This window comes from Streptococcus rupicaprae, assembly GCF_040545225.1.
GTDB classification, from domain to species: Bacteria; Bacillota; Bacilli; order Lactobacillales; family Streptococcaceae; genus Streptococcus; species Streptococcus rupicaprae.
Map to the genome: position 1 here is coordinate 1 of NZ_JBEPLO010000019.1, position 12,412 is coordinate 12,412.

Here is a 12,412-nt window from a genome sequence, read left to right on the forward strand (position 1 = left end):
ACTCAAAAACCACACAGTGATTCTTTCATCTTGATTGTTTTCAAGACAGAAATCACGGTGTGGTTTGATTTTGAGGCTAGTTTTTGCCCGGCCTCTTTTATTTTGGGGTTTGGGGGCGAAGCCACCATGTTTTGAATCGTCGGCTGACAAACCTGCAAGGTTTTGGTTGGCTGGCGATTAGATTTTGGGTTATTGTGGACACAATAGCTGAGCTCGCAAAAGCCGAAAAGCCAAGCGTTGAGACTTTTAGGAAGCACCCGTATCCCATACGGTATCGGGGCTGACCCGATAGAGGCAAGTAGAAAAGAAGTATGACAAGATGACAGATCACTACCGCATTATCCGTAAGTAAATCAATTTGACACCAGCCATTAAACTGGAGCAGGTGGAGAAGGAGATTGAAGACTATCAAGAAAAAATGAATAAGACTATTGATAGTTATGAAGAGGCTATCAAAAATATAGAACGATTGACGGAAGTGATAAACAGATCTTTTCAAAAAAATGAGAAAAATATGTCCTACTTCGTCAAATAAAAAACTAGGTACTTTTTATGCACGAAATAAAGTAATAGAGTTAATTAAGTTGGTGAAGCATATGAATGAGACTGATTTGAAAATTCTAGATTTGGAGGCACATATAAAACAAATTGTTTATCATATTAGAGTATGGAAGCCTACGATGAGCTGTGTCGTGCTAGGGTCGATTTCTATGAGAAATTTGATTACGCTGATTATAACCTAACCTTTGCATAGTACATGGAAGATATTTTCTTAACCTATTATAAGCAAACTGTACAAGAGGTTACATATCAGACAGCACTGACACATTTCAAGGTTTTTACTGATACTTTTGGAAAGAAGAAACTTCGTGATATCAAGCCACGTGACTGTGAAAAGTTTCGATTGGATTTGATGGCGAAATATTCTCCAAATTATGCTAAAGGTGTCTGGATTCGATTTAAGCAGTGCCTTGGCTATGCTGAGCGAATGGAGTATATCAAGAGTTTTCCTTGTAAGAGTCTGGATAATCCGAAAGGTAAACGACCAGATACCAAATTTTGGACATTTGAGGAGTTTAAAAAGGTTATTGCAACCTTTGACCTGACGGACTATGAAGACTTAATGCGTTTCACGACGACTTGGCTTTATTATATGACAGGTGTCCGTGTTAGCGAAGGTTTTGCCCTCTTATGGTCAGATTACGACAAGGAAAATAAACGTATCTTTGTTCATGCGACGATGGAAGCTTTGAAAGGTGGCATTTACTATCGAAAAGAGCAGACCAAAACAGAGGCTGGCAGACGGTTTGTGGATTTAGATGATGAAACCATCAATGTTCTTGACCGCTGGCGTGAAGTCCAAATCTCAAATGCTGATGACGACTATATTCTTTCCAAGTTTGGCTCGCCAATGATAAAAAGTACCTTGACACGAATGCTGAAGCGTCATGCTAAGCTGGCAGGTGTACCAGAGATTACGGGCAAGGGGTTGAGACATAGTCACGATTCATTTATGATAAATGTTCTTGGCAAAGATGTCTTGGCTGTTTCACAACGTTCTGGCAGGGTCGATAAGGCAACTACTCTAAATACCTATTCTCATTACTATGCTCATAAGAATAGTATTGGTAATGAAATAACAGATTTATTGCAAAAAGAGGGGGTTAGTTCGACACCCCCACAAACACCCCCATAGGGGAAGAACACTCAGAAAAACGCTTAATACCAAGGGGTGTCATACCCATGCTAAAGTTACGCTTAAATAAGAAATACTTAGCCATTTAAGAGTGGGAATCCGATTCACCAATCTTTTAGAGCTTGTAGCGATGGAAAGAAATGGAATAATTGATTTGGGTTACCGTTCAAAATCCTGCCAAAAAACTTTGGCAGGATTTTTTGCGCTTTCGAAAGTTGTTAGCTCGGCCATTAGTCCAAGAGAGTTTCCAGCATGGTATAGTCGTTTCGGTTTAAGAGCTATTCTAAAGAAGCTGAAAGTTACTGCGTGTTTTTACCCCACAGGACCTATCTTTTGAGGGATCCGGATTTCTCAAAATGGATTGAAACACTCTCTAAAATCGACTATAATGGTTTTTTTGAAAGCTAAGTGAACCGTCTAAAAGATTGCGCCAAGAACATGAAGGAAATTGAAAAAAGGTGTGACAGATGTTATAATAAAAGAAAAAAGAAAGGGGTTTCAAGGTGCATTGTGAAAAAACTATTTATACTCATATCCAATCTGCTTGCTAGTTTGTTCTTTGTTTGGGTATTTACCATTTGGACGGATACATATGTCACCCATTATTACCCTAACATTGCTGTACTTGATTCTTCCTCTGAGACAACTTTTCAGCAAGTTGCGGAACACTTGGAAAAACTAGCAGAAGAAACGGACAGCTTTATTGCGATTCAACACCAAGATCCTAACTCAGAAGGTACTACAGTTTTTTCTTATACGACCTTTGGGGACGGAAAGTTGCCTGATGGGCTTCAGGAGAGAAAGTTTGAAGACGCTCAAAGTAGCAGTGTTGAAACGAATTACTTTATATTTGATGGACACCTAGATATTCACTTGCTAAGGGAGGAGCTAAGTCAACTTGGCTTGACTAACATGCACCTGACAATTCCATCTAAACTATCTACGTTAATGGCTATCTTTAGTAACGGATTTCAGTTAATCAGTCTATTGATTTTCATCTTAACCTTTGGAGCACTGACTTTAATTAGTCAAATTAGCCAATTACGGTCGTCGGGCATTCGCCTCATTTCAGGAGAGAAACGGTGGTCCATTTTTCTTAGGCCCGTGGTTGAAGATTTGAAAGGGATAGCTGTTGGTTTCAGTTTAGCTGTCGTGCTCGCCATTCTTATGCAAAAAATTCTGTCGCTTCCAACGGAATCCCTGATGACCATAGGAGCAGGATTGCTCAGTTATAATCTCATCTTGTTGTTGATCTCCCTGTTTTTCGCTCAACTCTTCGCAGTTGGGATAAAAAAGGTACACCTGATGCAGATTATAAAAGGGCAAGTGCCTGTCAGAGGAATCATTAGTTTGATTTTAATCGGTCAACTATTAGCGGTTATTATTGTGACGCTGGGAATAGGAAGTAGTTTAAAGTATTCCCAAGCCTGGCAACAGCATCGGATAGGAGAAGAAGCCTGGAGTCAGGAAAGGCAGCTGACTATCCTAGCGACTAGTCGTGAAGGGATAACGATAGGTTTAGATGAAAAGGCTCAAAGGCAGCGTAGAACGTGGTATCAACTGATGGATCTGGCTGTTTCAGAACAAAAGGCCTTCTTATCCAGACACCAGTTAATTGATCGTATCATGCAAAATGGCATGAACTCCTCCCAAAATTTGACAACCTCTACAGAATGGCACGATTACAGCCCGAATGGGAATATTCTTATCGTCACACCGCAATACCTGGAGCGTCAAAACATTTCTGTAGATATGGCCGTTGAACAAAAGATGAATCACCTCGCATTAGGGGAGTTTATCTTGTTGTTACCTGAGCACCTCCGTTCAGAGGAAGAACAGTACAAGTCTATTTTTGAAGACGACTTAACCAGTCGCATGTCTAGTCAAGATGAGCAACAACCGATGACTGCGACGGTAGGCTACTTGGAATCAGGTCAGGATCGTTTTGTCTATAATACGACCCCTATTTCTTACCAGCAGTTTTTGAAAGATCCAATCATCATTGTTATAACACCCCAATCAACTGGTCCACAGTCCATTGCGTTTTGGTTAGACGCAGTACAGAACTATGTTCTCTTTAATCAATTGTCTGATGCCCAGGAGCTTATCCAGAGACAAGGCATTGAAAATTGGGTCTCAGAAATGAAAACAGGTTACCACAACTACATCACATTATCGAATAATATCAAGAGGGAACGTTGGGTAATGCTAGCAGGAGCTGTGCTTGGGATTGCAACTTCGATTTTGTTGTTTAACACCATGAATAGGCTCTACTTTGAAGAATTTAGACGTGCCATCTTTATCAAACGGATTGCAGGTCTTAGATTCTTAGAAATCCATCGGACTTACCTCTTGGCTCAATTGGGTGTGTTTTTACTGGGATTTGTGGCGAGTGTATTCCTTCAGGTAGAGGTAGTGGTTGCTTTTTTAGTCTTATTGCTCTTTATTGGTGTATCTCTTTTACAACTACAGGTCCAAATGCAGAAAGAAAACAAGATGTCCATGCTTGTTTTGAAGGGAGGTTAATATGATTGAACTTAAACGGGTAAGTAAGTCTTTTGGAGAAAGAGAGTTGTTTTCGAATCTTTCAATGACATTTGAGGCTGGGAAAGTCTATGCCTTGATCGGTTCAAGCGGTAGTGGGAAAACAACCTTAATGAACATGATGGGGAAATTAGAACCTTATGATGGGACGATTTTTTACCGAGGTAAAGACTTGGCCAGTTATAAGTCGAGTGATTTTTTCCGTCACGAATTGGGTTACCTCTTCCAGAACTTTGGCTTGATTGAAAATCAAACCATAGAAGAAAACCTTAAACTAGGTCTCGTTGGTCAAAAGTTGAGTCGGTCGGAGCAACGATTGAAACAGAAGCAGGCCTTAGAACAGGTCGGTCTGTCTTACCTTGACCTCGATAAACGTATTTTTGAGTTATCTGGCGGAGAGTCACAACGGGTTGCCTTGGCAAAAGTTATCTTAAAGAATCCACCCTTTATTTTGGCAGATGAACCGACGGCTTCCATAGATCCGGCAACCTCTCAGTTGATTATGGAGATGCTACTGTCGCTTCGTGAGGCTAACAGACTAATCATTATCGCGACCCACAATCCGACAATCTGGGAGATGGCTGATGAAGTGGTCACTATGGATAGTCTACAAGGTGTTTAAGGGGTGGTGTCTTGCCACAGCCCTTTTAACAAGAGGAGACGCAACTAACTGAGCATTCCTGAGTCAAGGACATTTATCCCTTAGAGCAAGGTTTAGCGAGACTTACGCCAAAAAGACAGTCAATCAGATGATGCCCGAGATCAGGATTGGCTGTCTTTTTATAGCCGTACTGGTTTTTGACATCCCTGTTACTGGCATTGCAAGTGGATTCCGTTAAAAATAAAGAGCCTGAGATAGCCACTCTGTCAGTCTGACTAAAAGGCTCTTTGTGAAATAAGTCGCAGTTCAATTGGTGGTAATTTTTCTGGAAAAGGCTTACAATAAAAGAAAAAACGAGGAGGTCTTATGACAACATTCATCGGAAAAGAAGTGACAGTAGAGGGTGCTCCCTTGAAGGTGGGAGATATAGCACCTGATTTTACCTTGATTAACCCAGCCTTGGAAAAGGTGAGCTTGTCTGATTTTTCAGGCAAGAAGGTGATCAGTATAGTGCCGTCTGTTGACACGGGGATTTGTTCGGCCCAGACGCGCCGTTTTAACCAAGACCTGTCTGAAATGGATGGGGTGACAGTGATTACCGTTTCATGCGACTTGCCTTTTGCACAGAAGCGCTGGTGCGGTGCTGAAGGCCTGGAACATGCGGTTACCCTTTCAGATTACTATGATCAGAGCTTTGGCAAGGCTTACGGCGTTCTGATGACAGAGTGGCATCTCTTGGCGCGTGCGGTTTTGGTCTTAGATGATGAGGACCGTATCCGTTATGCGGAGTATTTGGACAATGTCAATGAACATCCAGATTACGAGGCGGCCTTGGCAGCTGTTAAAGCATTGTAAGGCGGAGAAGCTTTCTTACCATTTTTCTTTTAAAAGATTACAGTAGCTATTTTGAACTGTAGTCTTTTTTGCTTTTGCCAGTGGCTATTCGTTATTGTTTTGGCGGCGGGACTTTGGATTCTATTGATTAATGACGACGAGGTTTCAAGGAAAGATAGATTGTTCGACTAAAAAAAGTTTTGAAAGTGATCACCTGACTAGTGTGAAGCCCTAAATCGTTCCTGTTTGACGGCTATCAAGTGATCTTAAAGAGGAAAACCATATCATCCAGCTTACTGAAGTCCATCGACTAGAGAATTTTTTCAGATTGGTTAACTATCTTATTTTTGCTTAAGATTTGGTATAATAGGAGAAAGAAATGGAGTAACTTTATGGCTTATATAGAAGTGAAGCAATCGTCAAAATATTATGGTGAGGGAGAAAATCGCATCGTGGCAAACCATGATGTCAGCTTTGACATTGAAAAAGGGGAACTAGTCATTATCCTTGGTTCTTCAGGAGCAGGCAAGTCTACTCTTCTCAATATTCTAGGAGGTATGGACACCAATGATGAGGGACAGGTTATCATTGACGGTGTCGACATTGCCCAATTTAATTCCCATGAGCGGACCAATTATCGGCGCGATGATGTGGGGTTTGTTTTCCAGTTCTACAATCTGGTAGCCAATTTAACGGCTAAAGAAAATGTGGAGTTGGCTTCAGAGATTGTCAAAGATGCCATGGATCCAGTTGATGTTTTGGAGAAGGTCGGATTGGGCAAGAGGCTCAATCATTTTCCAGCCCAGCTGTCAGGCGGTGAGCAACAACGGGTTTCGATTGCTCGTGCGGTGGCCAAGAAGCCCAAAATGCTACTCTGCGATGAGCCGACAGGCGCCCTAGACTATCAAACTGGCAAACAGGTTCTTCAAATCCTGCAGGATATGTCCCGAAAAGAGGGAGCGACCGTCATTATCGTGACCCATAACTCGGCCCTGGCACCGATTGCGGACCGAGTGATCCACATGCGGGATGCCACGGTTAAGTCCATTGAGACCAATCCTTATCCCCAAGATATTGCGAGCTTGGAATACTAGGAGAGACCTATGGTAAAACGTGTTTATACGAAGGATTTATGGCAGTCTGTTCTCAAATCCAAGGGACGGTTTTTGTCCATTTTCAGTCTGATGATGATTGGTTCCATGGCCTTGGTCGCTTTAAAGGTTACGACTCCCAATATGCAAAGGACAGCCCAGGCCTATATTGAAAAGACCAAGATGTTTGATTTGGCGGTCATGGCGGACTATGGTTTATCTGATCAAGATGTGGCTGAGCTCCAATCCTTGGAAGGGGCAGAGGTTGAGTTGGGCTACCTGACAGATGTGACCCTGGCTGAAAAAGATGAGGCCATCCGCATTTTTTCAGCCCCAAAAACTATTTCTAGCTACCGTGTCCTATCGGGGAAAATGCCCCAGCAGTCTGATCAAATCGCTCTGGCTGAACAGCTCAAGAATCGCTACAAAATCGGAGATAAACTGACTATTGCGCTAGCTGATGATAGCCCCTTGACGCGAGAAACCTTTACCATCACAGGCTTCGTCCAGTCGTCTGAGATTTGGGATCGGGATTCACTAGGGCAGACGACAGTTGGAACAGGTGACCTGGCAGGCTATGGCGTGACGACGGCGGAGGCTTTTGACAGCTCGGTCTATATGATTGCGCGACTGATTTATGATGATTTGGCTGACTTGCCCTTTTACCACCCTACCTATGCTAAAAAAATAGCAGAGCACCAAAACGAGTTGGACCAGCTTTTGGCGGACAATGGCCAGCAACGCCTGACCGTCTTAAAAACAGATGGCCAAGCCGAAATAGATAAGGGCTATGCTGACATTGCAGCTGCGGACAAGAAACTAGCTGATGGCCAAAAACAATTGACCGAAGCCGAACAAGACCTTGCCAGCGGCCAGAATCAGCTGAATCAGGGACGAACTGAATTAGCTCAGGGGCAAGCAGAACTAGCAGAAGTAGCTAATGATTTGGCGACTGGTCAGGCTCAATTAGACCAGTCCAGAAGCCAGCTAGAGGCAGCCAAGTCAGAACTCGACCAGGCTAAGGCCCGGCTGGATCAAACTGCTGAAGAGTTGGCTAGTGCTGAAGCCGAATTGCAAAGCGGAAAAGAGCGTTTGGCGGCGACCAAGGCCCAGCTGGAGACTGCCAGTAACCAGTTAGCTCAGGCAGAGGCAACTTTGGCTGCTAGCAAGGCCCAGTTAGATGGCTTGGCTGGCCTCATTCAGTCTGGCCGCAAGGAGTGGCAGGACGGCTTGTCGGCTTTGGAGGGTCAAAAACAAGCCTTAATAGACCAAGGGATAGACCCTAGTTCGGCCTCTGATCTACAAGCCTTGGAAACTCAGTTGGCACAAACAGACCAGCAACTTTCTAGCTTAGAAAGTCAGTATAACCAAGGGTTTTCAGACTACCAAGCTGGACGACAACGATATGAGCAAAATTTGGCAGACTATCAGGCAGGCCAAGCCCAATACCAGCAGGGGCAAGAGGACTATGAAGCCAGTCTATCAGCCTATCAAGCGGGCAAATCTCAGTACGAAGCTGGGCTTGCCGCCTATCAGCAAGGGCTTGCAGACTACGAGGCAGGTCAAAGCCAGTATGAGGCAGGCCTATCGGAGTACCAATCAGGCTTGGCAGCCTATCAAGCAGGTCAAGCCAAACTCCATCAGTCCAGCTCTGCTATTGCTCAAAACCAAGCGATGATTGAGGAAGCTGTGGCTAAGTTAGGTCATTCAGAAGCAGACTATGCGCGCCAAAAAGCAGAAGCAGATAAGGCGATAGCGACTGCCAAGAAGGACCTAACAAGGGCTCAAGAGAACTTACAACGTTTGGAAGAGCCTGCTTATAGGAGCTATACCCGTCAGACTTTGCCAGGCGGACATGGCTACGATACCTTTATCACAGGGGCTTCGGCTATTTCTGCTGTGGGGAATGTCTTTCCCATTGTGCTCTACTTAGTGGCGGCTCTAGTGACCCTCACCACCATGACCCGTTTTGTGGACGAGGAACGCCATAATGCTGGGATTTTCAAGGCTTTGGGCTATAGCAATCCAGCCATTATGGCCAAGTTTGTCCTCTATGGATTGGTTGCGAGTCTGGCTGGGACAATGGTCGGTATCCTTTTGGGACATACGGTCCTGTCCAGCATGATTGGGAATATACTGAGCAAGAAGTCGGTTCTGGGGGCTATTGACCGCTTTATCTACCCTTCTTGGACCTTGCTGGCTCTTTTCTTAGCGCTTGTATCAGCAGTTTTGCCAGCCTATCTGGTTGCCAGAAGAGATTTGGTTAAGGAACAGGCGGCCCAGCTCCTACAGGCCAAGCCACCTGTCGCAGGGGAAAGTATCTGGCTGGAAAAGTTTCCTGCCCTCTGGCGACGCTTATCCTTCACTCAAAAGGTAACTGCCCGCAACATTTTCCGCTATAAGCAGCGCATGCTGATGACTATCTTCGGGGTGGCAGGTTCAGTAGCCCTTCTCTTTGCAGGGCTTGGGATCCAATCTTCGATCTCGGGTGTAGCAGAGACTCAGTTTACGGAACTGGTGACCTATGATTTGATTGTGGCGGGAAATAGCAGAGCTTCAGAGTCTGAGCAGGCTGAAGTGGCAGACTTGCTAGCTTCTGAAAGGGTTGAGCAAGCACAAGCTATTCGCTTTTTAACATTGACCGAAGACCTTGATCGGGTCGGAGAACAGACCATCAGTGTCTTGGTCGCAGAACCATCAGCCCTAGCAGACCTTGTTCACTTGAGACAACGCAACTCCAAAACCAAGCTGAACTTGGATGAGAGCGGAGCCATTTTAACCGAAAAATTAGCAGCCAGTTATGGGGTAGGGGTCGGAGACGAAGTGACCATCACCTTGGAAGGCCGCCCAGTAGAAGTGCGTGTCGCAGGTATAACAGAAATGTATGCTGGCCATTACCTCTATCTCTCAAATGACTACTACCAGCAGGTCACAGGCCAAGAGCCAATCCCCAATAGCTATCTGGTGGCCTTGAAAGAGCGCTTAGCAGAAGCTGTCCGTCGTAGTGCAGCAGATTTCTTGAAGCTGGATGGCGTGGCGGGTGTCGTGCAAAATACGACACTCAAGGCGGCCTTGACTAAGACAGCCGATTCCTTGGTCGCAGTCATGTTGGTCTTGATTGCCCTGTCGGTGTTATTGGCGATTGTGATCCTTTACAACCTGACCAATATCAATGTGGCAGAGCGGATCCGGGAGCTATCAACCATCAAGGTCCTGGGTTTCCATAACAAGGAGGTGACCTTCTACATTTACCGTGAAACCATAGTCTTGTCCTTGCTTGGCATTATGGTCGGCTTGGTAGGCGGCTTTTTCCTTCATCGTCTGCTACTCGAGATGATCGCCTTTTCCAATATCATGTTCCAGCCCCAAGCGGCCCTCTATGTCTACATGGTGCCAGTCTTGGCCATCGCGGTCATACTAGCCGTTCTGGGATGGCTGGTCAACCATCACCTAAGGCAGGTAGATATGTTAGAGGCCCTTAAATCAGTGGAGTAGCTCCCAGTGTGAGCATATTTCAAAAGCTTCAACGGTCAAGGATGGTTGAAGCTTTTGGTATCTAGAGTAAGCGGTTAGCCTGTTGCTGTTACTGAGCCAGCAACTTAGGAATAATAGAACAATCTCAGACCCTGAATAGATGGTCAATAGATGGATTTGCTATCCTAGTAATAGGAAAAATAGAATAGCTAAGGAGTTATGATGTCTGAAAAGAAATCAATGTTATTGTTCAGTAGTGCCTATGTGGGCACTATGCTAATGGGCTTGGTTTATAGTTACCATATTAAGGGATTTGCCTACGAAGATGAAGGTTTTCTAGCCAGCATGTTGCCGTTTTTAACCATTTTAGCGGCCATGACGATTCTTTACTGGCTAAAAAATCAATCTACCTTAAAACTTGAAAAAACTTTTCCTGTTCGGAATACCTATATTTTGGCCTCAATCTTGCCCCTTCTTAGTCTAGTTGGCTACTATTGGTTGAGAGCTTTTCAGCCCAACTGGCAGTTTATGCTACCATTCGTAGCAACTCTTTTAGTGGGTATAGGCGAAGAAATGTTTTTCCGTCGCATTCTTCTGACGTATCTTTTAAAGAGAATGCCGGTTAAAAAGGCGATTTTGAGTTCTTCCGTGGTTTTTGGACTTTTCCATGCACTTAATTTCTTTGGTGGTAGTCCCTTGCATAGGGTAGCATTGCAAGTCTTTCTAACAGGCCTTATGGGGATTTTTTATGCGCATCTCTACATGTTGACGCAAAAGATTGCTTATCAAGCTGTGGACCATGGCCTGTGGGATTATATCCTGATGGGTGGGTTGATTAAGTTGAATCCTCTGGTTTCTGGTGTTGTTTTTGTTTTATGCTTGTCAAGGGTGGTGATGACCGTTTTGATGGTGCGCCAACTTGCCCCTTTTACAGAAATTGAAAGGAGTTCGGAAAGCCTATGATGCCTACACTTGGACACCTAGGATTTGTGTCGGCTAAGGAAAAGTCGCGCTTCAATTTTAGCTGGTGGTTAGCTCCTTTAATCGGTACCGTGCTCTTATTTTTAGGAGAAGTTTTAGGGTTCTTCATGTCTGAAGGTCTAGGAGCTATTTTCCCCCTTGATTCAGAAATTTTAGAATTGCTGAGCTTTGCTGCGATTATTTTGGCTGTCCTTTTGTGGGCTAAATGTGTCGAGAAAGCTCCTTTAGATGGCCTTGGATTAACGAAACAAGGGGCTGTTACCTCTTTCCTAAAAGGCTGGTTCTGGGGAGGAGCCATGCTTTGCAGCTGTGTCGTCTTAATGCTTTGGACTGGCAGTGCCCGGTTGACAGGAACGGATTTTTCGCAGGAAACACTTGGCAGATTCCTACTCTTGCTCTTGGCTTGGTCTATCCAAGGAACCGCTGAAGAAGTCCTTTGCCGAGGGTGGCTGTTTACATCGCTGGCGACTCGTTATTCCAAATGGATAGCGATTCTGATTTCTGCAGTTTTTTTCACAGCCATGCATTTGGGAAATGACGGGATTGAGTTCATTCCCCTTCTGGATCTCTTTTGTTTCGGAGTCTTGGGGTGCTTGGTGATGATGAAGACGAAAAATTTATGGGTCATTAGTGGCTTGCATGCGGCTTGGAATTGCTTCCAGGGCAATGTCTTTGCGTTTCCAGTCAGTGGTACCAATGTAGGATCTGCTTTTATTCAAGTCAGTCCTCAGGGACCTGATTGGCTGTCAGGAGGTGCTTTTGGTGTTGAAGGCAGTGTCATTAGTGTGCTGGTCCAAACCGTTTTAATAGTGATTATCAGCTATCAATTGTTTGGCCCCAAGGCGACTGAATCGCTCTGAGAAACTCTTCTAAAAAATAAAGCCCTGTCTCTATGCGTTATATCAAGGAGACAGGCTTTTTTAATCAGATCAGAAAGTGATGTAAACGTTTAGGACTTGTATCCATAGGTGAGATTGCCAACTCCTCTGTTCTGCTTAGTTTTTCGTCGATAGATTTTTGGACATATGCCTCGGATACCTTCAAAACTCTGCCGAGAATGGGCCAAATGTTGCAATCTTCATTAAAACATCTTCACACATACAGGTTCTTAACAATGGCATTGTCATTGTAAGGCTTAAAGGACTCTACGAAGTAGCTCCTAAAAAAGCAATCCAGATAGGGTGCCAATAT

7 protein-coding genes and 1 pseudogene are annotated in these 12,412 nt (G+C 44.3%); all 8 read left to right on the plus strand.

The window, feature by feature from the left end:
* Positions 1-670: 670 nt before the first annotated feature.
* A pseudogene (locus tag ABID29_RS08370) lies at positions 671-1,696 on the plus strand (tyrosine-type recombinase/integrase); the annotation flags it as partial.
* 510 nt (positions 1,697-2,206) lie between these two features.
* Positions 2,207-4,222, plus strand: coding sequence for a DUF1430 domain-containing protein (locus ABID29_RS08375; protein WP_354365704.1), 2,016 nt, complete (start codon positions 2,207-2,209; stop codon positions 4,220-4,222).
* Position 4,223: 1 nt separating this feature from the next.
* Entirely contained in the window at positions 4,224-4,862 is a 639-nt protein-coding gene (locus ABID29_RS08380) for an ABC transporter ATP-binding protein (RefSeq protein WP_354365705.1), read from the plus strand.
* A gap of 345 nt (positions 4,863-5,207) precedes the next feature.
* Entirely contained in the window at positions 5,208-5,696 is a 489-nt protein-coding gene (tpx, locus tag ABID29_RS08385; RefSeq protein WP_354365706.1) for a thiol peroxidase, read from the plus strand.
* A gap of 371 nt (positions 5,697-6,067) precedes the next feature.
* The gene (locus ABID29_RS08390) at positions 6,068-6,769 is read left to right on the plus strand and encodes an ABC transporter ATP-binding protein (protein WP_354365707.1); all 702 of its coding nucleotides are present in this window, start codon (positions 6,068-6,070) and stop codon (positions 6,767-6,769) included.
* A 9-nt stretch (positions 6,770-6,778) separates the two neighbouring features.
* The gene (locus tag ABID29_RS08395) at positions 6,779-10,261 is read left to right on the plus strand and encodes an FtsX-like permease family protein (protein ID WP_354365708.1); all 3,483 of its coding nucleotides are present in this window, start codon (positions 6,779-6,781) and stop codon (positions 10,259-10,261) included.
* A 201-nt stretch (positions 10,262-10,462) separates the two neighbouring features.
* Positions 10,463-11,203 carry a CPBP family intramembrane glutamic endopeptidase gene (locus ABID29_RS08400; RefSeq protein WP_354365709.1) on the plus strand — a complete coding sequence of 247 codons (741 nt, stop codon included), beginning with the start codon at positions 10,463-10,465 and terminating at the stop codon, positions 11,201-11,203.
* On the plus strand, positions 11,200-12,081 hold the full coding sequence (locus ABID29_RS08405; RefSeq protein WP_354365710.1) for a CPBP family intramembrane glutamic endopeptidase: 882 nt from the start codon (positions 11,200-11,202) through the stop codon (positions 12,079-12,081). Before ABID29_RS08400 ends, ABID29_RS08405 begins: the two co-directional genes overlap by 4 nt.
* Positions 12,082-12,412: the final 331 nt, after the last annotated feature.